Here is a 21,924-nt window from a genome sequence, read left to right on the forward strand (position 1 = left end):
TGATTGATATTGTCACGGATTGAAACAAAGATTTTCGTGACAATCACAATTCCTCCCCATTTAACGCTTGACCCATGGACCAGATATCCCTATTCAGTCTGCTCTTCACAATTCAGAGAGGTGCAGTATGGCAGAAAATACAATTATTTTAGGTATTTTAATATTTCTCGCAGAGGTTGTGGTTTTGACCATCGGGACGGTCAGGACCATGATGACTGTGCAAGGTGAAACCAAAATGGCGTTTTGGCTCGGGGCGCTTGAAATGACGGTCTGGGTCATGGGCACGTCGGCGGTGATCGCCAAGGTGGGCGAGGTGCCGTTTCTCGGCGTGTGCTATGCGCTCGGCTTTGCCGTGGGGAACGTGACCGGCATTTGGGTGGAGCGCAAGATCGCGCTCGGCCACGTGGTTGTGCGGTTCATCAGTCCGGTGAACGGCCGGGTCATCTCCTCGGCCATGCGAAATGCCGGGTTCGGCACCACGGTGGTCGCCGGGGAAGGCTCCGAAGGGCCGGTGACGGTCCAGTTCGTGGTCTGCCGCCGTAAGGACCTCAAACAGGTCATCTCCATTGCGAGAACCATTGACCCTGACGTGTTCTATACCTACGAGAACGCTGGTGTAGCTCACTGTCACAGGCCGTCCCCGCAGCAGTGTCCGGCGGAGCAGACCGCTTCGGATTTCGCCTAGTCTCATTGTAACCGCATTTTTCCAGAAGACCCCAGCCTCATGAGGCTGGGGTCTTTTTGTGTGCTGACATGTCGGCTATCAAAGCATGCGCTGCTGCCCATATCGAGAGAAGTCTTACGAATCGGCGGCTTGTCGAAAAAAGGACTCTCTCTTTGACCATAAGTTCCTTTCATGTATGCTTGGATTAAGTATCTGCGATGTACGCAGTGAAATGATGCTCGTTAATCAAGCATGAAAGGAGAATTTAATCATGCCGAATCGTGAAGAATATGTTCAGAAAATGAAAGCCAAGCTCGACGAGCTTAATGCGGAAGTGGATCGCCTTCAGGCTAAAGCCAGAAGCGCGGAAGCTGATTGGCGTATCAAGTATGACAAGGAAATTCAGGAGCTCAAGGAGCGTCGCGAAGAGGCCAAAGCGAGGCTCGCCGAGTTTCAGGAAGCCGGTGAAAGCGCTTGGCAGGACATGAAGATCGGTCTTCAGGGAGCTTGGGACATCCTTGACGAGGCTATCAAGTCCGCAAGTGCCCGTTTCAAGTAAAATAGATACAGGGGCGGCTGCCGCCCCTGTTTTTCGTGATGTTGGTCAGTGCATCTCCATTGGCGCTCTCATTGAGCTAGGATGCTTATCTCCATATGAATAAGCCGTGGGTTCGCCGCGGCTTATTTGTTTCATGAAATGCGTGATGCAAGTCTTCGCAGTTCGGCATTGAAAGACTCGGCCTCTTCGAAAAACGGCATGTGTCCGCTGTTGTCAAAGAGTTTCAGTTCACAGCCGGGAATGCTTTCGGTCACATGCTGCCCTGTTTTGTGGCCGAAGTGGACACTTCCCCCGGTCCCGTATGCTGCCAGCGTTGGAATCGACACGGTAGGCAGAACGTCGCGCAGGTCGCACAAGGCATAGTCGCGATACAGTCGCGCCGTGCTTTGGGTGTGCGCCTTGCGGTATTCTTCCATCATCCAGTCGAGCGTTTCAGCCTGAGGATGGGCGGCAAACATGCCTTTGATGAAGGACCTGCCGAATCCTTCGCGATCACCCGTAAAAGCGTTCAGGGAGATGTCCAGAGCGGTCTCGTCCCTGCCTTGCAGACGATGGGTGTTCCACTCATCCGGGGCCATGGGGTAGGGCGTGCCCTCGACAATGGCCAATGCGCCGATGAGATCGTCGGCGAACTGCCGCCAGTAGTCCAGCACCACGGAGCAGCCGAGCGACCATCCTGCCAGCACGCAGTTGCGAAGCTCGAGGGATTCGATCACTTCCCGCAGGTCCTGTGCTGAGCGCGCAATAGTGTTGCCCGTGCGTGAGTTGCCGGACTCGCCGTGGCCGCGTAGGTCGAAGGAGACGACGCGGAAGCTGTCGGCAAGGCCGGAAAACTGCCGCTCAAAGAAGCGGCTGCTCATGGTCCAGCCATGCACCAGCACCAGCGGCCTGCCGCGTCCTTCTGAACGAACATGAAGTTTGAGGCCGTCGCTTGTCTGCATGGCTATTCGTTAAGATCCTTCAGCTTCCCCTTGAATTTCTTGGGAAAGGGCTTGATGTCCACAACCGGGGTGCCGTCAATGGCCTCCAGCGGCTCCACTTCGAGCCTGTTGCCCTCGATGGCGACGATCTGCACCCGGTGCAATCCCACCGGGTTGGGCCGGAACGGGGAGCGGGTGGAGAAGACCCCCCGCTGCGGCAACTCTTTCTTGCCTCTGGGGTGAACCTTCAGGGTGTCGCGCTTTGATTCGTGGAACCAGGTGATAAGTTCGATCCAGTCACCTTCTTTCAGGCCGTCCAGTCCTTCGGATACGTCGGCGTTGATGGTGATGACCGCCCGAACCGCCCCGTTTTCGTCTTCCATCTTCGGGGCTGTCTCGCGGTCCTTGATGCTGGATGATATGTAGCCGATCGGATTAATAGTGTAGTCCATCGTAGCTCCTGATTTAGCTGGAGAAGTGATCGAAACCTTGCACGGAAAACGGCTCGTTGTTCACGGTCAGGCCCGGAATGTCGGTGACGGAGCCGATGACTGCGGTACCGGGGACGGACTTGATGCGTCCGCCAGCCTCGATGCCTGCCGTGCCGAGCAGGGCATAGTCCTCGCCGCCAAGCACAACTGTCTCGACTGGATCGAGGTTCTTGGCTTTGCAGTACCGTATCACTTCATCAGGGATCATGTCTTCCGTAATGCGCAGGGAAACGCCGCGTTCCGGGCCAACGAGTCTCGGCAAGTCGCGGGCGAGGCCATCGGAGACGTCCATGAGAGAGGAAACGCCCGCAGCCGTGAGCAGGGAGGCGATCATGAGCTTCATTTTCGGCCTGAGGTGCGCGCGGCAGGCAACAGGATACTCTTCCTTGGCCGCCTCGCCCATCTCCTCAAGAGCAAGCATGCCCACGCGGGCAAGCCCGAGGTCGCCGCACACGAAAACCGAATCGTGCGGCTGTGCATTACGGCGTTGGATGAATTTCCCGTTTGCGCCGCCGTTGCCAAGGATGGTGATGCTGATGCCGAGCTTGTCCGAGCGGCTCAAGTCGCCGCCTGAGAGGACGAGGTCGCTCTGCCGGGCCAGCGAGGCCATGCTGGAGAAGAACTCGTCCCAAAACTCGGTAGGAAGCCCATCCGGAACCATGAGGTCCATGTTGAACGCCACCGGCTTTGCGCCCATCCCCGCGATGTCCGAGATGTTTACGGCCAGCGCCTTGTACCCGATGTCTCCCGGCGAGAAATAGGAACGCCTGAAGTGAAAATCTTCGAGAAAGAGGTCGGAGCTGACGCAGAGATCGGCCCCCCCGGCAATGATCGCGCCGTCATCGCCCCGGCCGAGCTTAACGAAATCGTTTTTAACGGTGAAATGTTTGTCTATGAGCGCCAGAAAGGCTTCTTCACTGGTCAGGTTCATGGTCGTCTCCATTATAATAACTCAACGTAATCCTTGATGATCACTTTCAAACCGAAGCCCGGGAAATTAATGCGGTACTTGTCGGGTCCGATTTCGGCAATGATCTTGCCCTTGCCGAAAATCTTGTGGTTGCAGTAGCCGAGTTTGGTGGCTGGCTTTCCGCTGGGCTGCTTTGGTTCTGCCGAGGCCGCTGCACGGGACGGTGATTTGGCATGCACGCTTGCACTTTTCCGCTGCTCGATTCCGCCGGAGTAGGACTCGTGAAAGCGCTCAAAGCAATCGTTCGGCAGTTCCATGACGAACGGCGAGGGCATGGCAGGCTCGGAGCTTCCATTATAGCGGTTGTAGATGGTTTTCGGAACGAAAAGCGAGAGGTGTTCCTTGGCGCGGGTGCAGGCCACGTACATGAGGCGGCGTTCCTCTTCGAGGTCTTCGGGACGCTGCACGGCCCGCCGGGACGGGAAACGGTCTTCCACGAGATCGATGAGGATGACGGCCTTCCATTCCAGTCCCTTGGCCGAGTGGACCGTAGACAGTACCACGGATTCCTCATCCACTTCCTTGTCGTCCGGGTCGCCTTCAAGTGAAAGGTCGGCCAGCATCTGGTCCATGTCCTGATAGCTGGTGGCTATCTGTGCGAGCTGGTCCAGTCCCTGCTGTCGTTTCGGGTAGTCGTCCGGGAATTTCTCAGTGAGGATGGGCTGATAGAAGCTGATGAGCCTGTCCAGCGTTCCGGCAGGAGTGAGCGGGGACTTGCGGATGACGTCCAGCTCGTTGAGCAGGTCGTTAAGCGCCTCATGCTTCTTACGCATTTTCGTCAGGTATTTCCCGCCGCTGTCAGTGTGAAGCGCTTCGTAAATCTTGGCAACGGTCTTGGGGCCCACGCCCTTGACGTGATCCAGCGCGCGCTGCCACGCGATGAGGTCGTTGGTGTTCACGCACAGGCGCAGCAGGGACATGACGTCCTTGACGTGCGCTGCCTCGTTGAAGCGGATTCCCCCGAACTTTCTGTACTCCACGCCGAGCCGGGCAAGGGATGTTTCCAGATGAAAGGACTGGTAGCCAGCACGAAAAAGAACCGCGATCTCGTTCAGCGGATATTTCTTTGAGAGCTTGAGGATACGGTCAAGAACGAGCTTGGCCTGCGTCTGGTCGCTGATGGGGTAGACGACCTCCGGAACGGAGTTGCCCGGAATGTCGGAGTAAAGCTCCTTGTCGAACTTGGTCCGGGCGTTGTCCAGAATGTGGTTCGTGAGGTCGAGAATCTGCTGCACGCTACGGTAGTTTCGCTCCAGCCGGACGATCTTGGTGCCGCTGAATATCTCGGGAAATTTGAGGATGTTGTCAACATTTGCGCCACGGAAAGCGTAGATGGACTGAGCATCGTCGCCCACGGCCATGACGTTTCCGGACTCGCCCACGAGGTGCTTGACGATACGCGCCTGCACGAGGTTGGTGTCCTGATATTCGTCAACCATGATATAGCGGTAGCGCGTGGAAAGCTGATTGCGAAGCGGTTCGTTTTTGGTCAGCAGCTTGTCGAGCTCGAAGAGCAGGTCGTCGTAATCCAGCAGGGCGTGTTTTTTCTTGAAGATGGCGTAGGCGCGGGCAATGGCCTCAAGGTCTTCCACGTAGGGCGAGAGGTGGTAGGCTTCGCGCTGCACCACCGCGTCCATGGGTTCTTCCTTGTTCCGGGACTTGGTAATCAGGTCCAGCACCGTGTTTTTCTTGGGGAACGACTTGTCACCCTTGCCGAGCTCCAGTTCTGCGCGAACGTCCCGCACGGCGTTTTCCTGATCCGCGCGGTCCATGAGCGTGAAGCCGGACTCAAACCCGAGGTCCATGGCGTTTCGGCGCAGGGTGGCAAAGGCAAAGGAGTGGAAGGTGCCGCCGCTGGTGCCGTCCAGCGGTCGTCCGAGGATTTCAGCGGCGCGGGTCAGCATCTCCTGCGAGGCCTTTCGGGTGAAGGTCAGCAGGAGAATCTGGGCCGGGTCCACGCCTTGCTCCACGAGGTGGGCAAGTCTGTAGACGATGGTCCTCGTCTTGCCGGAGCCTGCCCCGGCAATGACCAGCACCGGGCCTTCGGTGGTGGTGACGGCTTCATATTGCGCTTTGTTCAGTTCGTTCTTCAGGTCTATGCTCATTCCGTTCCCAGATTGAAATGCTTGAGTATTTCCTTGCCCACGTCGCGCATACGCGCCGGACGGGAGCCGTGTGAGTCGTACCAGATGGCCCCGCGCATGGTGTGGGCACCGGTCCTGCCGTGAAAGCCGAACACCTCGGTTCTGCCGAACTTGGCCTTGAGGTCGTATCCGGGCCGGGCAAGGCAGACAAGGTCAGGCGCTCGCTTTCGCATGGGACCCGTATACAGTTCAGCGCCCGTAAAGACCCTTTCCATTACGCGTTCGCCTTCATGGGTCAAGCCCTCAAGCCCGGTCTTGATTTCAAGGGCGAGGCGGTCCGCGTCCGTATCCCGCAGGCTCCCGCGTGAAAACCGTGAGCGGCGGTGCAGGTATATCCGCCCCGGGTCAAGTGCGAACGCCTTGCTCTGACTGGATATTTTGCTGGAATCCCATTCTGATTCCGGCGGGAAATCGAGGGACATGAGGCCGTGTTTGCTGAGCCACGTATTCAGGCAGACCTCGGTTTTGAGTTCGGTGAAGCCGTGATCCGCGAGGACCATAAGCCGTTTCGGGCCGGGCAGGGCCTCGAAGCGGTCGAGGAAATCGCCAAGCAGGTCATCCCAGTCGCGCAGGAAGTCCATGCACTGATTATGCAGTGGGTGCAGCTCGTCCGTAACCGCCGTGAAGAGGAAGTGGAAGAGACGGTCCGTTTCGGTCAGGACAAAGACGAACAAATCCCAGCCGAGGTCGGGCCAGAGCATGTCCAGCGCGGTCTTGCGGTGCCGTAGCGAGCGGTGCAGACGCTTGAGCAGTGCGCCGGGGTTCCGGGTCGCGTCCGAAGTCTCCGGTTCTATCTCGTACCCGGCCTCGTGGAGCTTCGCAGCCAGAAACGGTGGATGTACGGCCCGCTGCAGTTCCTCCGCGACAAACCCCGCCACGAGCATTCCACGCACCGGGCGGGCCGGGAAGGTGTTCGGCAGGTTTATTACCCGCGACACCAGACCGGACTCGCCCAGCCTGTCGAAGATGGTGGGGCAGGTCACGGCCTCGACGTTCACCGGCACCGACTCGTAGGTGTCCGGGTCGAAGCGGGCAAAGCCGAAAACGCCGTGTCCTTCAGGACCTTCGCCAGTGAACATGGAGGTCCAGTTGACCGGCGAAAGCTCGGGGATTTCAGCGTCCACGCTGGTCGCCTCGGCCACGATGCGGCCGAGGTTGGGCAGCGTTTTCCCGAGGCGCACCGCGAGGTCCAGCGGCAGACCGTCCAGACCGAGGACCGCCAGCCGGTTCCACGAACGGTCTTTGAGGACGATACTCATGGTTCGGCAGCCCCGACTGGCTAGGTCAGTGATGCTTCGTACTTCTTGAGCAGGAAGGCCGGGTTGTAGGAGAGTTTGGCCTTGCGAAGCCCCTCGTCGCCAAGGTCCTGCTCGCGGTTCACGTACTTGAAGTCCTGTGCGCCGTGCTTCAGGAACATCTGGTTGATGGCCTGATAGACGCCCTTGAAGTGGATGTTTCCTTTTTCAAAGTGGATGACCACGGTCTCGTCATCGAGGGCTTCGGCCACGGTGTATGCCACTACGCGGCCGTCGATGCGGATGGCACCGCCCAGAAGTCCGCCGATGCGGTCAAAATCGTGCAGCACCCGCTGAATGGCCTTGTTTTCCGCCACCAGCGCTTCGGAAGGGTTGTTTTCTTCGTACCACGCAATCCAGTCGGCCTGCATGGCCAGCACTTCCTCAACGCACTCCGGCTCAAGGTGGTGGTAGTCGGATTCGTACTTTTTCACGAACTGGTTCAACAGGTTCTTTTTCTTGTGGAACTTGTTGCCCTTGAGGTTGGTGAGATCTTCCACGGAGTACACGTAGTCGAAGTGACCGCGATTCTCCGTCAGCTCAATGCGTTCGCCGTACTGTTCTTTCCAGAGGTTGGCCAGATATTCGGGGACGCGGGTGAACTTTCCGGCCTCGACCATGGCCTTGCATCCTTTCCAGTCGTAGTCGTTCCACGGCCCAACCGGGGCCCAGCAGACGACTTCCGGCTTGGTCTGGCGCAGGAAGACAAGATTATGGTGAAAAGCCCATTCCATGCCGTAATGTTCGGCCCAGCCCCATATGTTGGCAAAGGCGTAGTCTGAGCTGGCCCTGTCCGGGCAGCTGAAGAGAGCGGTGTGATATTCGTCCTGACGGGCGAGCGAGATCGGTTCAAATTCGAGCGCCATTGAAGTTTCCTTTCGTCACGGTTTTGCGTTCCTTGATCATGGCGAATTTCTGCCAGTCGCGGAAGTGATAGGTATAGAGGAGCAGGGCGGACTGGATGACCTGCGAACAGAGCATGGCAATCCAGATGCCTTCGGCGTCCTGCAAGATTTCATGTCCGAGCAGCCATGCCAGCGGCAGGCGGATGAACCACGTGGCCGACCCCATGATTATCATGTTGTACATGGTGGCCCCGGCGCCGTTCATGCAGCCGGCCATGATCATGCTGATGAGCGTGAAGGGGATGGCCAGAATGTTCCACTTGAGATAGCTGACCGCCTGTGCGGCGACCGGGCCTTCCTGCGTGAGCAGGTCCACCCACGGCTCCACCAGCGGCCATATGGCGAACGTGGCGATACTGATCGTCACCACGCCGATGCCGAGAATCTTGTACCCGAACGCCTTGGCGGTTTTCGGTCCCGCGCGCCGAGATAATGGCCGATGAGGATGCTCGCGGTCATGTTCAGGGCAAAGGCAGGCAGGAAAAGCAGGGACTCGATGCGCAGGCCGATGGACATGCCCGCAAGGGCGTCCACCGCGCCAACGGTGAGACTTGCGGTGATGGCGTACAGAACCAGATATCCCGAGTGCCAGACGATCTGCATGAGGCCGGAAGGCCACGCAACCTTGGCGAGGTAGGCGATGGCCACGCGGATCCACTTGAGCGGCGGGAAACTGGACGGATCGAGCGCGCCCTGCTTGATGAGGACGAACAGGTTCGACATGGCCCCGGCCGTGACCGAGCCGAAGGTCGCCCATGCAAGGCCCTTGTAGCCAAGGTTCGGCATGCCCCACATGCCGAGGCCGAGGCCTACGTCCAGAAATGCGTTCACCGTGGTGACGATCATCATGGAATAGAGCGGTATCTTGACCTGCTTGCGGGCGCGGAAGATCGCGTTGGTGGAGATGAGCAGGTAGTACGAGGGCAGGATAAGCAGGTAGACGTTCAGGAAATAGCTGGTGACGTAGCGCATCTCGCCGGGAACCTGAAGCGCGTCCTGCAGGAGTTCGCGGCAGGGAAAGCCGATGAGCAGGAATGCACCGCTCAGGGCCACGGCGCAGGCCACAACGAGGCTTACGTAGCGTTTGACGCGCTTGTGCAGCCCGGCACCTTCGGACTGGCTGATGGCGGCTACCGCGCCGTTTGCAACAGCGATGGCAACGACCAGCAGAAAGAAGAGCGACTGGGTGATGATGCCGAGCGAGGCCTGCACTTCACGGTTTATTTTGCCCGCAACCCATACGTCCGCCATTCCGATGAAGAAATGAAAGATCATCATCAGCACCTGAGGCCACGCAAGGCCCCAGATGGTGCGGTACGGGGAACGCGACATGCGTTCTGAAAGGTCGGAATTGTTCAACTGGTTCTCCTCGATGAAACGGCGTCCGACAAACATAGGCATTTTGCGGCAAAAGCCAAGGGCCGAAAGGGAGATAAATCGTGATGCCGTCGTGTCGGAGCGGCTGCTATGTCGTCGAGCTGTTCGCTAATGCTGCGCCGTTGCGGGCGATCAGTCGTGACGGTGCGGGACGTCGCCTTCCTCGTGCACGTGCGTATGCGTGTGCGGAACAAGCTCAGCGTCAAGCAGGCGACCGTCTTTCATGCCCCGGATGGTGTCCGTGGTGGCCGAGAGGAAATCCGCTTCGTGCGAGACAATGATTCTCGGGATGTCCAGCCCGTCGAGCGTCTTGACCAGCTTGTCGCGCGCCTCGGGAGACAGGCCCGTGGTCGGCTCGTCCAGCACCAGCAGCTTCGGGCGCATGGCAAGCACCGTGGCCAGCGCCACCAGCCGTTTTTCCCCGCCGGAAAGCCGGTATGGAACGCGGTCCTCGAAACCGCTCAGGCCGAGCGATTCCAGCGTATCGATCGCCACTTGGCGGGCCTCGGCCTTGGAGAGGCCCTGATTGAGCGGTCCGAAAGCTACGTCATCAAGCACCGAAGGGCAGAAGAGCTGGTCGTCGGCGTTCTGGAACATGAAACCGATTTGAAGGCGGGCTTTTTCAAACTCTTTGTCGCTTGAGAGTGTGTGACCGAACAGGCTGACGCTACCTCGTTCCGGCCGGATGAGGCCCATGAGGACGTGCAGCAGGGTGGTCTTGCCCGCGCCGTTGGGCCCCATGAGGCCGAGGCGTTCACCCTCGTGAAGGGAGAGGTCCAATCCTTTCAGCGCCTTCCCGCCGCCGGGCCATGAGTAGTGAATGTCTCTCAACTCGATGAGGTGGTTGCTCATGTGAGCCTCCAGATGACTTCCAGATAGATGATAAAGATTGCAGCCGCGATACTGCAAAGCAGGAAAGCTGTATCGATGCCGGAGCGCCTGAACTCGGCCAGTGTGTGGAAACGGCCGGAAAAACCCCGGCAGAGCATGGCGTCGCGCACCCGTTCTGCGCGGTCCCAGCTTCTGACCAGGAGCATACCCGCGACCCATGCATACGTGCGGTAGGTGTGCAGGGTGGTGCGTGGCCTGAATCCACGGGCACGGGCGGCCTGAAGCATGTGGGTCAGTTCCTGACGGATGAGCACGGCGTAGCGATGGGTGAAGACCAGCATGTGGCAGAGCTTGTCCGGCACTTTGAGCGCCTGCATGGCCGGACCGAGGTCGCGCACGGGGATGGTGCCCATGAGGGAGGTGAGGGCCAACACGATGGCGTTTGTCTTGATCGTGATGATCGCGGCCAGACGCACGCCTGATACGTTCCCGTAAGCCCCATGAAGGTGAAAAAAGGCTCGCCGGGCGTGGTGAACGGCAGAAAGGGCCAGAGGAAGACCGTAAACACATTGACCGCGAGAAGTCGCTTGAAGAGCTTCCCCGGAGCTAGGCGGGCGGCCATGACAAGCAGCAGCCCGAGCGTCAATACAACACCCGCCGCCTCGAAGCTCTGGCAGACCGCCGCAGGAACGGTGAGTACCACCGCTGCGACAAGCCGAAAGCGTGGATCAAGGGCGTGTATGAGGGATTGGCCGTGGGCGAACGGCTCTGTTTTGGATGGCAAAAACGGCTCCGGGGTGGTGTGTTACGTGCCTAGTTGAGGTAACACACCGACCCTTCACCCGCAAGCTCAGGCAAGGCCGACCTCGGGAGCCACACCGTCAATGGCGGCAATGGAAAGTTGCAGGAATTCGCCAAGTTCCATGCCGATTTTGTCGCATTCCCTGATGCAGTCGCGGTTGACGCTGGCAGCGAACGCCTTGTCCTTCATCTTTTTCTTGAGGCTCTTGGGCTTCATGCCGTCCATCCTGGTGGGCCTGACCAGTGCGGCCGCATGAATGAGGCCTGTAACTGTCTCGCCACAGCGCAGGGCGTAATCGAACTCGGTCTCCGGTCCTTCCGCGCCGTTCATCTCACAGGCGTGGCGGCGGATGGCGTTCCGCGCTTCTTCAGGCAGCGCATCGCCGAGCATGTCCACGGTATCCAGCCCGTGGCGCTCGCCGTTGTCTTTGGTCGAGGCATAATCAAGGTCATGCAGCAACCCGGTGATCCCCCATAGTTCCTCGTCCTTGCCGAGTTTGGCGGCGAGTGCGCGCATTACGGCTTCTGATTCAAGGGCGTGGTTGATGAGGTTGTCTTCGTTGTTGTGTTTCTTCAGTAATTCGTAAGCGTTGTCTCTGGTAAGCATCGGTTTCCTAAAGTTTTGGTTTAACTAATAGAGCCAGCACGCGGCGTACATTCCATTGCGGATTTCCCGCAGTTCAGGGCGTTCGGACGAGCACTTGGCAAAGGCCTCCGGGCACCGGGGATGGAATGGACAGCCGGAGGGCGGCGCAGCCGGATTCGGGGGATCGCCCTTGAGGGCCACGGCCTGTTTTTTTACAGCCGGGTCGGGAATCGGAATGGCCGCGATGAGAGCCTGTGTGTATGGGTGCAGCGCCCCTGCAAAAAGGGATTGCGAATCGGCCACCTCCACGATTCGGCCGAGGTACATGACCGCGACCCTGTCGCAGAGATTGCTGATCACCGAGAGATCATGGGAGATGAACAGGTAGGTCAGTCCGAAATCGGTCTGCAATTCGCGCAGCAGTGAGAGAACCTGCGCCTGCACGCAGACGTCGAGTGCCGACACGGGCTCGTCGCAGACAATCAGCTCGGGCCGCAGGGCGAGGGCGCGGGCAATGGCGATGCGCTGTCGCTGCCCTCCGGAAAATTCGTGCGGATACCGTGAGGCGGTCTCCCCATCAAGGCCGACCTGCTCCAGCAGACGAAGCATCTCGCGTTTCGTTCCGCACGGGAACCAAGGCCATGAATGTCCAGCGGCTCGCGCACGGCAGAGCCGATGGTCTGGCGCGGATTGAGCGAGGAATACGGGTCCTGAAAGACGATCTGCACCATTCGACGGAACTCTTTGTCATTCCAGTCGGCTATGGGGCGGTCGCGGTACGTTATGGTGCCGGAATCAGGTTTTTCCAGTCCGGTGATGAGTCTGCCGAGCGTGGACTTTCCACACCCTGACTCGCCCACCAGCCCAAGGGTCTCGCCTTCGTTCATGAACAGCGTTACGTGATCCACGGCCGTGAGCCGGGATGCTTCAAGCCCGAGCAGGCCGCCCTTGATGCGGTAGGTCTTGGTCAGTTCTGTCATTTCCAACAGTCTGGTCATGCTGCGCCTCCGCGTTCATGGAGCCAGCAGCAGACGCTGCGACCGTTTTGTTGGAACGTGCCGGGCTCCTCTTTCTCGCAAATGTCCATCCTGTGCGGACAGCGCGGATGGAACCGGCAGCCGTTCGGTCTGTTGAAGATGGACGGGACCGTCCCGGGGAGCGACTTCACGGGCGTTCTGTCTCCGAGTTTGGGGACGGATTCGAGCAGTCCGGCAGTGTAAGGGTGAAGCGGTTTCTCGAACAGGCGCGTGCCTCTGCCTGTTCCACGATTATTCCCGCATACATGACCGCCACGCGATCTGCCATGGAGGCGACTACGCCGAGGTCATGGGTAATCAGCACCAGTGAACCGCTCATCTTGGCCTTGAGGTCCGCCATGAGCTGCAGCACCTGCGCCTGTATGGTCACATCGAGGGCGGTGGTCGGTTCGTCAGCCAGCAGCAGTTCGGGCTCGCAGGCAAGGGCGATGGCGATTACCACGCGCTGGCGCAGGCCACCGGAAAGTTCATGCGGAAAGGCTTTCGCCACGCGCTCCGGATGCGGAACGCCGGTCAGCCGGAGCGTTTCCACGGCCCGTGCGTCGGCCTCTTCCCTCGAGAGGCCCATGTGCAGCCGCACGGCCTCGGCGATCTGCTCCCCGACCTTGAATACGGGGTTGAGGGCGGTCATGGGCTCCTGAAAGACCATGGAGACATGGTTGCCGCGCATTTCGCGCAGCTCGTCGTCGGTCATGGCGGTGACTTCGCGGCCCTTGAAATGAATGGTTCCGTCCGTGATCCTGCCGGGCGGGTCTGGCACGAGTCCCATCACCGAGAGTGCCAGCACGGACTTGCCGCAACCGGATTCGCCCACGATGGCGAGTGTTTCGCCTTGCATTACGGACAGGCTGACGGTATCCACCGCCTTGGCCACACCTTTCGCGCTGGCGAAGCTGGTTGTGAGGTCACGAATTTCAAGGATGGGTTGCGCCATGAACAGTACTCCGGATTTCCGGCAGGTATACAGCAAATCCATTCGGTTAACAACGATACGCGGGAGTTTGGCGTGAAGAAGGTCGCAGTGGTCGGCGGTGGTCTGGCCGGTTCGGAATGCGCGTGGCGTCTGGCGGAAGCAGGTGTTTCCGTCACGCTTTTCGAGATGAAGCCGAAAAAATACTCCGAGGCCCATGAGCAGGACGGCCTCGCGGAGCTGATTTGCTCCAACTCGTTCCGCTCCAGTGAGCCGGGCACCGGCATCGGCCTGCTGCATGCGGAGATGCGCGAGCTCGGCAGTCTCGTCATGCAGGCGGCGGACGAGACGAGCGTTCCCGCAGGCAAGGCTCTTGCCGTGGACCGCGCCCTGTTTTCCGCATACATCACCGAGCGCATCGAGTCCCATGCGAACATCGAGCTCGTCCGCGACGAGATCGTGTCGCTCGACGACGAGCGCCTTGCGGGTTTTGACGCGGTCTGCGTCACGGCCGGGCCGCTGGCCAGCCAGTCGCTGGCAGACAGCCTTGTCGAGGCGATCGGCGGCAAGGGGCTCTACTTCTACGACGCCATCGCGCCCATTGTTTCCCGCGACTCCATTGACTTTTCCAAGGCGTTCTGGGGGTCGCGTTGGCGTCCCGAGGACGATGACTACCTGAACTGTCCCATGAACGAGGAAGAGTACAAGGCCTTTGTTCAGGCGTTGCTTGATGGCGAAAAGGTCCAGCCGCACGAGTTCGAGAAGGCCATCCACTTCGAGGGCTGCCTGCCCGTGGAGGAAATGGCCCGACGCGGCGAAATGACGCTGGCCTTTGGTCCGCTCAAACCCGTGGGCCTGACCAATCCGCACAGCGAGGAGAAGCCCTTCGCGGTCATCCAGCTCAGGGCGGAAAACCGCGACAAGACCGCGTTCAACCTTGTGGGCTTTCAGACAAAGCTCAAGTATCCCGAGCAGAAGCGCATCTTCCGCATGATCCCGGGGCTTGAGAATGCCGAATTCCTCCGTCTCGGCTCCATTCATCGCAACACGTACGTCAACGCCCCCGAGGTGCTCACTGACGAACTGGAACTCAAGGCCCGTCCCGGCGTGTATCTGGCAGGTCAGATCACAGGCGTCGAGGGGTACCTCGAATCCGCAGCCTGCGGTCTCTGGCTGGGCATGCTGCTAGGTGCCAGATTCGCAGACCGGGAGCTTACGCATCCGCCGCGTGAGACCGCTTTGGGCGCGCTCATGGGGCATCTGCAGACCGAGCCTGTCAAACGCTTCCAGCCTTCCAACATCAACTTTGGTCTGATGCCGGGGCTCAAGAAGCGCATTCCCAAGAAATTCCGCAAGGAAAAGTACGCGGAACGGGCACAGGCGGCGTTTGAGGAGTGGATGGGTATCATAGGCTGATTATTATCGCACACTTGTCTTTTACCGGATTCTCGTATAGCAAATGGCCGATTGAAAATCGGAGGTTTGTTATTCATGCGAAAACTGTCGGTACTCCTTGTCCTTGTTGTCCTTCTCTCGGCCTGTCACCGTAACACCACGGTCAATCCCGATGTGGACTCCGCGCTCGTTGAAGAGGAGCGCATTACTCAGAAAGTCCTTGCCCTGAAAAAGGATGAGGCGTTTCACGATCAGGCCTACGGGGTCGGATACCGTGTACTGCACTCGGCCATGCCCATGTGCTCCAATAACTGGATGTATTATCAGGGCATGGATTTTCACTACGCCGACAAGATCGATGACGATTGGCGAGTCCCGTATGAGCGTCACTGTGGGCTGCCCACGACCGTCAAAGAGGGCATGTTCATCAAGAATGTTCACGAAGGGTCTCCCGCTGAAGCGGCAGGATTCCGCGAGGGCATGGTCATCAAAAAGATCGAAGGGCATGACGTCGTGACCTCCGGCTGGGACTGGGAAGACGACATCACGGATTTGCTTGATGAGGCGGAAGAAGACGGAACCATTACCTACACAGTAAGCGACGACAACGCCACGCGCGATATTACCGTGACGCCGTGGAAAGTCTGTGCGTACCCGATTTTAGTTCAGAAAAACGACATGTTCAATGCCTTTGCCAATGGCGAGGCCATCATTTTGCTCACCGGGCTGCTTGACGAGCTGGAACATGAGCAGGAGCAGCTTGCGGTCATCGTTGGGCATGAACTGGGCCACAACCTTTCAGGGCATATCGAACAGAGCAAAAGCACCTATACGGTCGGGCTTTTCTTTGACGTGCTTCTTACCGGCTTGACCGGCGTCCAGTCGAGCATCGGGCGCGCTGCTGCAAACGGTGTGAATATGAGTTACTCGCTCGACAAGGAAAAGGAAGCTGACTATTTCGGAATGTATACCGCATATTTGGCGGGTTATGATGTTTCGGAAGCAGCCAATGTCTGGCGGGAGATGGGTTCCGATCAGCCTTACGCCATTTCGCATGAGACAACACACCCGACGACCGCAGAGCGGTATGTCTACCTCAACACCATCTACAAGGAAATCTGCACCAAGAAGGAAAATGGTGAGGATATCCTGCCCAACCTCACTGAGGACGCTCAAGAGCGACTGGGAATGCTTGAGGAAACCGAGTAATTCAAAAGCCCCGCTCCGGCGGGGCTTTTCTTATTGCGACCTGGCGGCTGCGGGCGTAGGTACGAAGCAGTCCTTTTTTGTCTGGAGTTTTCATGTCGTACGATTCGCATCCATTCCATCGCACCCCGCACCGCACGTTGCTCGGCCTTGCCTTTCCGGTACTGTTCTCTCTTGTTGCCGAACCGCTGACCGGGCTGGCCGATACTGCATTCGTGGCCCGTCTGGGACCGGAGGCGCTGGCCGCGCTCGGCATCGGGGCCATGGCCTTCTCAGCCGTGTTCTGGGCCTTCTCTTTTCTCGGTATCGGCACGCAGACAGAAATCGCCAACTCGGTCGGCGAGGACAACCATCCCCGCGCAGCGCGTATAGCTTCGCTTGCCTGCCTGATGGCATTTGCCGTCGGAGTGGTGCTCTTTGCCGGGGCCACGCCGGTTCTGGACACCATCAGTTCGCTACTGGGCGGGCAGGGCGTGGTACTTGAGAAGGCATCCGAATACATGGAGTATCGATTGCTCGGCGCGCCGGCTGTACTGGTCACCGTGGCCTGTTTCGGTGCCCTGCGCGGCGTTCAGGACATGAAGACGGCTCTGTATGTGGCTGTTGGGATCAATGGCCTGAACGTTCTGCTCGACTGGCTGCTGGTTTTCGGCGTAGGGCCGTTCCCCGAGATGGGTGTGGGCGGCGCCGGGCTGGCAAGCTCCATTAGTCAGTGGATCGGCGCAATGTGGGCTGTCTTGGTCACGCGGGCCAAAATAGGGCTCGGCAGGGATGTTCGGTTTTCGGACTGCTTCCGGCTGCTTCGCATCGGCGGGGATCTGTTCATCCGCACAGGCGCGGTGCTTGTTTTTCTCTCTCTTTGCACCCGGGCGGCCAATGCCGCGGGAGCGGAAGAGGGTGCGGCGTATCAGCCATTCGGCAGTTTTTCATTTTCGCCGCGCTCTTTCTGGATGCGTTCGCCATCACCGCACAATCCCTTGTGGGATACTTCATGGGCAGGGCAGACACAGATTCGGCGAGATCGGTTGCCCGGCTGACTTGCTATTGGAGCCTCGCCACGGGCACTGCCCTTTGCCTGTTCATGATTGTTTTCAGGGATGCGGTGGCATGGCTGCTGGTTCCGGCCGGTGCGATGGCGGCTTTCCATCCCGGCTGGCTCACCGCTGCGTTCATGCAGCCCGTCAGCTCTCTTGCCTTTGCCACCGACGGCATTCATTGGGGAGCAGGGGACTTTCGTTACCTGCGAAATGCAATGGTCGCGGCCGTGTTTTGCGGCAGTGCCGCCGTACTTGCCGTGGAGTGGCTCATGCCACAGCCGGTGCTTGTGTGGATATGGCTGGCAGCAACGCTCTGGACAAGCGTACGCGCCGGATTTGGCATCGCGCGCATCTGGCCCGGCATCGGTCATGCTCCTTTATGGCGTGATACGGAAGGGTTGACAGACTAGACCGATCGGTCTAGAGGGTTTGATATGGGAAAGAAAACAAAGCAACGAATTCTTGAAGCCGGGGCTGAACTTGTTCACCGCAAAGGCTTCAACAACACGGGAATATCCGAGATTCTCAAGGCTGCGGATGTTCCCAAGGGTTCGTTCTATTTCTATTTCTCTAGCAAAGAAGCGTTCGGTTTGGAGTTGGTGGAGTATCACCGTGCTCAGTTTGTCCGGGCTATGGAATTGCTTCTCTCGGATGATTCCATCCCTCCTCTGGAGCGTCTCAAGGCCATGTTTGCACGTCTAAGACAGCGGCTGGAAGAGGGCGGCTACACCCTTGGCTGTCCCATCGGCAACCTTTCGCAGGAAATGGGCGACCTGAACCCGGAGTTCGAAAAGTCGCTTGCTTCAGTGTTTCGGGACATGGCAGGCCCTGCTGCCGGTGTACTCTCGCAGGCCAAGGATCGCGGGGATATCCCGGTCACGGTTGATCCCTCCGCCATGGCCGATTTTATGGTCAACTCTTGGCAGGGCGCACTGGTTCGGATGAAGGTCGAGAAATCTTCCCGTCCCCTTGAACTCTTTGACACATTCGTCTTTGACACGCTGCTGTCCGTATAGTCATGAATCTGGCCCATATATTTTTTACACACAACCTAGACGACTGGTCTACTACAAAGGAGGCTTCAATGTTCAAGATAAGTTACGTCCCTGTGGACAACGCGGAAGGAGCCATTGCTGATGCCTACTCGCAATTTCCCGAGGCTTTCGGTATCCCCGCGCCCTTGCAGCTCATGAGCGCAAGCCCCGGCATGTTCAAGTGTCAGATGGCTTTGATTGACTACTTCAGTCGCGAGGCCGGGTTTGATTTCGCCATCCCGGCCGCCATCCGCTACATGGCTGCCTGCCATTTCAAAGCAGACGCATGTGTGGAGTTCAACGCCAAGCTACTGGCCGCTGCCGGGCTCGGCGATGATGAGCTTGAAACGTTGAGCAGCGATCCTGACAACGGACCGTTTGAAGAGCGCGAGAACCGTCTCATTGCCTTTGTAAAAAAGGTCGTTGAAGGGCGTGATGTATCGGAGGAGGAAGTCGAGACGCTTCGTTCGCTCGGGTGGACGGATGCCAATATCTACGATGCCTGTTCACAAGGCACCTTCATGGCCGGGGCTGGTCTGATGATGAATGCGTTTTCGAAGTAGCGGCGGGGCTTGATGAAACGGGGCCGGATGGGCTATGAATCAGCAACCGTAACTGATTCAAATCCAAGGATTCACCATGGCATTGATATTCGGAGCCCCGAAGAAGACTCCCCGAAAGGAAGAGTCCAAGAACGATCAGCGGTTGGAGCTGGCCAAGAATCTCTATCTCGGCGGCAAGGTCAAGATCGTCACCACCGACGACATGCCCGGCCGGGAGATTGCCGGGGCTTTCGGGCTGATCGTCTGTCGAAGCTACATCTTCGACAACGCATTCTACGGACTTATCGCACAGGCCGTGGACGTCAACGCGGACGCGATAATCGCCTACCGGGAAAACGTTTCCTTTCATCCCGAGGGAGACAAATACTACTCCTGTTACGGCACGGCCGTCAGGCTGAAGCCGATCAAAAAGTAAAACAAAGGCCGGGACGTTCTGCCCCGGCCTTTTTCATTTCAGCGACAGCACAGCTCTAAGCGGCAGATGGTCCGAGGCGACCCGCACGCCGTCCGTTCGTACGGCTTCTATTGATTGTATCCTTCCGGCCGGTGTTGCGACTATCCTGTCCAGCGCGAAAATCGGCCATCTTGAAGGGAAAGTCCGCAGGGTGCCAGTTGGTCCGAAGGCCTTTCGCAAAAGTGCGGGCAGGTGCCCCCACGGTAGCCATTCATTCAGATCGCCCATGAGCACAGTCGCGTCCGCACTGCTGTCAACAACGATGTCGTGAAGCATCCGAATCTGGCAGCGGCGTTCACGTCGTCTAAGCCCGAGGTGCGTGGCGATGACCTTGACGGTTTGTTCTCCAAAGGAAAAATCCGCTTCAATCGCGCCGCGAGGTTCCCTGCCAAAGCAATCAAGAGAATGTCGCCGGACGGTCTTCGATTCAAGTCTGCTGAGTAGGGCGTTTCCGTAGCGTGTGTCGTCCCGAAGCATGGTTGGTCCGAGGGTTACCGTGTAGCCCATGCTCTGTGCCAATTCGGAAAAAGGGCAGGGGCGGTCGGACTCGTCGGTAAAGACGACTTCCTGCAGGGCGATGACGTCGGCCTTCAAACTGTGGATTACGTCCATGGTGCGTTTCGTGTCCGTTCGCCCATCCGTTCCGACCCAGCCATGAACATTGTAGGAAGCCAGACAGCAACTCTCAGGGCTATGTGTCGTCATCGGCAGTCTCGCCGCCATTGATGCCGCGCAGGCGTTTTTGAGGAGCATTCCCAAGCCGCCCACAAGGAGGGTGATGAGGATGAGTACGCCTATGGTGACGGGGCCGGGGTCGCGCAGTGCGTTGATGAGTTGCCCGCCAAAGAGCGTCATGCCCAGAATGCCCGGTCCCATGCCGAGCAGGGTGCCGAGTACGAAGTTCCGTAGGCTGATATGTGAGGCTCCGGCAACAAGGTTGATGATGGTGAACGGCGCAACCGGCAGGACGCGCACGATGACCACCGAGGTCAGGCCGTACTTGCCGAGCTGTCTGCTGATAGTGTTGATTCGTGTCCCAGTGACTTTTTTGACGGACTCGCGCCCCAGAACGGTGCCTGCACCGTAGATTATCAGTGCCGAGAGCATACACCCCGCAAGTGAGGTCAGCAGGGCAGGGACAGGGTCGAAAATGCCCGCCGTGAGGATGATCATGATGGTTACCGGGAACATGACGAATCCACCGACAATGAATCCGATAACAGCGAAAACCGGGGAAAACGGCAGTGCTCTGACTTTGCTTGTCCATTCAAGAAGCGCGGCCGTATCCGCATACTGGGAAAGGGGCGTGTACCGCCACGCAAGGGCCATGGCAATGAAACCGGCCAGCACCAGCCCGAGTTTGATGAACCCCGAATAACTTCTCTTGGAATCGTCGTTACCGGTGAGTTCGTCCATCAGCGTATCCAGCGCGCCGGGACGTTTTGGATCGAGGGGTTGTGCCATTTCCGGATCAACGGGCAGGGGCGGACCGTTTCTGGTGACGCTTTCAGGAAGCATCCGATTGGTTTTGTTTCGGAAATGCTCAAGCGTACGGAGCATGGACATGCCCGACGTTTCCGTCTGTTCCAACTCATCGACGGATATGCCGAGATGGTGCGCCATGAGTGTGCGCCTGAACAGTCTGATGGCGTCAGAAACATCCGGATTTCGAAGGGCAAGGTTGCATTCCGTGTCGAGCCCCATGGAGCGGTTGTTGAGGTTGGCCGAGCCGATGGTGACGAATTCGTCGTCAATGACCATGACTTTGGCGTGAACCTTGACCGGGATGGTATTGTCTTCATCCGAAAATGGACAATAAATGCCAAGTCTGCCATGCGCATCGGCTTCGTGAAGCCTGTCAAGCGTCTTTGACTGAAGCGGTTCCATGACCAGTCGCTCCACAAGGCCTGTTGGCGTGTGCGGCAGGACGATGACCACTTCCGGCCCGTCCTCACGTTCAAGCTGGTCTGAGAGCGCCTCCTGAATCGGCTCGGAGGTGAAATACTGGTTTTCGATGTAGATGGTTTTTTCGGCACGTTCGATCTCCTGCCGGTACATGCGCTCCATGTCCCGCACCTCCTCGCGCTCCTTATAGGACGGCAGGGTAAGCAGTACGGAGAAATCCTGATCGTTCATGGCCGGTTTGACCGAGGCGGGCCACGGGTCGTGGTCAACCGTGTCGGGTGCCTTCAGGCATTCGCCCTTGGCCCAGAGCCAGCGTTTTCTGGCAATGTCGCCAAGCGCGGCGGCCGCTTCGCCGTCAACAACCATCTGGACGTCGTGGTATGGCGTATAGGGTTCGCCTGCAGGTGTCTTGCGCCGTTCATCCTTGGGCAGGTGATCCATGGTATCCCAGCGGCCCGAGGAGAGATCCATGCCGCCGCAAAAGGCCACGGCATTGTCCACCACCACGATTTTCTGATGATGCGATGAGCCGATTGGCAGTTCGGAGTCGAGGTGGAAATGGACGTTTTGTCTCGTCTTTCTGGCAAAGCTGATCAGCTGGAGCGGCTCGCGGTCCATGCTGTAGGCCATGGGGTAGTCCCATATAAGAATATGAACGTGTACGTCGGGCCGTTCGTCGATGAGCGCGTTTAATCGTTCCGATAGGGTGGCGTCGTCCGAACCGTCGCGGACAAGACGCAGGCGGCTGTCGATGTCCCAGCCGACTATCAGGACGGAATGACGGGCCTCGCGGATCGCTTCCGCCACTGCGCGAAAATAGTTTTCCGCGTCGACAAGGAA

Annotated in this window: 21 protein-coding genes and 2 pseudogenes; 9 read left to right on the forward strand and 14 right to left on the reverse strand. The window is 58.5% G+C overall.

Annotated features, from left to right (window positions below; translation table 11 throughout):
• The first annotated feature begins 208 nt into the window (after nt 1–208).
• Nucleotides 209–685, forward strand: coding sequence for a DUF2179 domain-containing protein (locus tag JCM12178_RS00255; protein ID WP_083465648.1), 477 nt, complete (start codon nt 209–211; stop codon nt 683–685).
• A gap of 250 nt (nt 686–935) precedes the next feature.
• Nucleotides 936–1,223 (forward strand): sll1863 family stress response protein, encoded by a 288-nt coding sequence (locus JCM12178_RS00260; RefSeq protein WP_054647994.1) that lies wholly within the window; start codon nt 936–938, stop codon nt 1,221–1,223.
• 131 nt (nt 1,224–1,354) lie between these two features.
• On the opposite strand, the gene JCM12178_RS00265 is transcribed toward JCM12178_RS00260, so the two are convergent.
• The 13 genes and pseudogenes from JCM12178_RS00265 to JCM12178_RS00320 form a co-directional block, all read right to left on the reverse strand.
• Nucleotides 1,355–2,164, reverse strand: coding sequence for an alpha/beta fold hydrolase (locus tag JCM12178_RS00265; RefSeq protein WP_054647995.1), 810 nt, complete (start codon nt 2,162–2,164; stop codon nt 1,355–1,357).
• A 2-nt stretch (nt 2,165–2,166) separates the two neighbouring features.
• Nucleotides 2,167–2,595: a tRNA (N6-threonylcarbamoyladenosine(37)-N6)-methyltransferase TrmO gene (gene tsaA, locus JCM12178_RS00270; RefSeq protein ID WP_054647996.1), complete on the reverse strand. Its 429-nt coding sequence runs from the start codon at nt 2,593–2,595 to the stop codon at nt 2,167–2,169.
• 13 nt (nt 2,596–2,608) lie between these two features.
• Nucleotides 2,609–3,565 (reverse strand): thiamine-phosphate kinase, encoded by a 957-nt coding sequence (thiL, locus tag JCM12178_RS00275; RefSeq protein WP_245628497.1) that lies wholly within the window; start codon nt 3,563–3,565, stop codon nt 2,609–2,611.
• A gap of 11 nt (nt 3,566–3,576) precedes the next feature.
• Nucleotides 3,577–5,709, reverse strand: coding sequence for an ATP-dependent helicase (locus tag JCM12178_RS00280; protein WP_054647997.1), 2,133 nt, complete (start codon nt 5,707–5,709; stop codon nt 3,577–3,579).
• Entirely contained in the window at nt 5,706–7,007 is a 1,302-nt protein-coding gene (locus JCM12178_RS00285; RefSeq protein ID WP_054647998.1) for an alkaline phosphatase family protein, read from the reverse strand. Before JCM12178_RS00285 ends, JCM12178_RS00280 begins: the two co-directional genes overlap by 4 nt.
• Before the next feature lie 20 nt (nt 7,008–7,027).
• Complete coding sequence (locus JCM12178_RS00290) at nt 7,028–7,909, reverse strand: DUF2156 domain-containing protein (protein ID WP_054647999.1); 882 nt, start codon at nt 7,907–7,909, stop codon at nt 7,028–7,030.
• Nucleotides 7,893–9,280, reverse strand: a pseudogene (locus JCM12178_RS00295) (MATE family efflux transporter). The gene JCM12178_RS00290 and the pseudogene JCM12178_RS00295 overlap by 17 nt, the downstream one beginning before the upstream one ends.
• Before the next feature lie 177 nt (nt 9,281–9,457).
• Complete coding sequence (locus JCM12178_RS00300; protein ID WP_054648000.1) at nt 9,458–10,177, reverse strand: energy-coupling factor ABC transporter ATP-binding protein; 720 nt, start codon at nt 10,175–10,177, stop codon at nt 9,458–9,460.
• The gene (locus JCM12178_RS00305; RefSeq protein WP_369404431.1) at nt 10,174–10,632 is read right to left on the reverse strand and encodes an energy-coupling factor transporter transmembrane component T family protein; all 459 of its coding nucleotides are present in this window, start codon (nt 10,630–10,632) and stop codon (nt 10,174–10,176) included. The genes JCM12178_RS00300 and JCM12178_RS00305 overlap by 4 nt, the downstream gene beginning before the upstream one ends.
• A gap of 374 nt (nt 10,633–11,006) precedes the next feature.
• Complete coding sequence (locus JCM12178_RS00310) at nt 11,007–11,564, reverse strand: HD domain-containing protein (RefSeq protein ID WP_054648001.1); 558 nt, start codon at nt 11,562–11,564, stop codon at nt 11,007–11,009.
• A 24-nt stretch (nt 11,565–11,588) separates the two neighbouring features.
• Nucleotides 11,589–12,541: pseudogene (locus JCM12178_RS21165) on the reverse strand (ABC transporter ATP-binding protein).
• Complete coding sequence (locus JCM12178_RS20555) at nt 12,538–12,786, reverse strand: oligopeptide/dipeptide ABC transporter ATP-binding protein (protein ID WP_369404437.1); 249 nt, start codon at nt 12,784–12,786, stop codon at nt 12,538–12,540. The pseudogene JCM12178_RS21165 and the gene JCM12178_RS20555 overlap by 4 nt, the downstream one beginning before the upstream one ends.
• The gene (locus tag JCM12178_RS00320) at nt 12,708–13,514 is read right to left on the reverse strand and encodes an ABC transporter ATP-binding protein (RefSeq protein ID WP_369404433.1); all 807 of its coding nucleotides are present in this window, start codon (nt 13,512–13,514) and stop codon (nt 12,708–12,710) included. The genes JCM12178_RS20555 and JCM12178_RS00320 overlap by 79 nt, the downstream gene beginning before the upstream one ends.
• On the opposite strand from JCM12178_RS00320, the gene trmFO reads away from it, so the two are divergent.
• The 7 genes from trmFO to JCM12178_RS00350 all read left to right on the forward strand — a co-directional run bounded on the left by trmFO (nt 13,506) and on the right by JCM12178_RS00350 (nt 19,140).
• Nucleotides 13,506–14,906, forward strand: a complete 1,401-nt coding sequence (gene trmFO / locus JCM12178_RS00325) for a methylenetetrahydrofolate--tRNA-(uracil(54)-C(5))-methyltransferase (FADH(2)-oxidizing) TrmFO (RefSeq protein WP_369404434.1) — start codon at nt 13,506–13,508, stop codon at nt 14,904–14,906. The genes JCM12178_RS00320 and trmFO overlap by 9 nt on opposite strands.
• 75 nt (nt 14,907–14,981) lie before the next feature.
• Nucleotides 14,982–16,094: a M48 family metallopeptidase gene (locus tag JCM12178_RS00330; RefSeq protein WP_054648003.1), complete on the forward strand. Its 1,113-nt coding sequence runs from the start codon at nt 14,982–14,984 to the stop codon at nt 16,092–16,094.
• A 92-nt stretch (nt 16,095–16,186) separates the two neighbouring features.
• Nucleotides 16,187–17,128 carry an MATE family efflux transporter gene (locus JCM12178_RS00335; protein ID WP_369404435.1) on the forward strand — a complete coding sequence of 314 codons (942 nt, stop codon included), beginning with the start codon at nt 16,187–16,189 and terminating at the stop codon, nt 17,126–17,128.
• Nucleotides 17,053–17,538: an MATE family efflux transporter gene (locus JCM12178_RS20560; RefSeq protein ID WP_369404438.1), complete on the forward strand. Its 486-nt coding sequence runs from the start codon at nt 17,053–17,055 to the stop codon at nt 17,536–17,538. Before JCM12178_RS00335 ends, JCM12178_RS20560 begins: the two co-directional genes overlap by 76 nt.
• A 24-nt stretch (nt 17,539–17,562) precedes the next feature.
• A complete protein-coding gene (locus JCM12178_RS00340; protein ID WP_054648004.1) occupies nt 17,563–18,144 on the forward strand; it encodes a TetR/AcrR family transcriptional regulator in 582 nt (193 codons plus the stop codon).
• Nucleotides 18,145–18,212: 68 nt separating this feature from the next.
• Nucleotides 18,213–18,725: a carboxymuconolactone decarboxylase family protein gene (locus tag JCM12178_RS00345; protein ID WP_054648005.1), complete on the forward strand. Its 513-nt coding sequence runs from the start codon at nt 18,213–18,215 to the stop codon at nt 18,723–18,725.
• 76 nt (nt 18,726–18,801) lie between these two features.
• On the forward strand, nt 18,802–19,140 hold the full coding sequence (locus JCM12178_RS00350; protein ID WP_083465650.1) for a hypothetical protein: 339 nt from the start codon (nt 18,802–18,804) through the stop codon (nt 19,138–19,140).
• A gap of 33 nt (nt 19,141–19,173) precedes the next feature.
• Here the strand turns inward: JCM12178_RS00350 and JCM12178_RS00355 are convergent, their stop codons facing one another.
• Nucleotides 19,174–21,891, reverse strand: coding sequence for a VTT domain-containing protein (locus JCM12178_RS00355; RefSeq protein WP_172677043.1), 2,718 nt, complete (start codon nt 21,889–21,891; stop codon nt 19,174–19,176).
• Between the last annotated feature and the right edge of the window lie 33 nt (nt 21,892–21,924).

Origin of the sequence: Salidesulfovibrio brasiliensis JCM 12178, from assembly GCF_001311825.1 — a bacterium.
Classification (GTDB): Bacteria; Desulfobacterota; Desulfovibrionia; order Desulfovibrionales; family Desulfovibrionaceae; genus Pseudodesulfovibrio; species Pseudodesulfovibrio brasiliensis.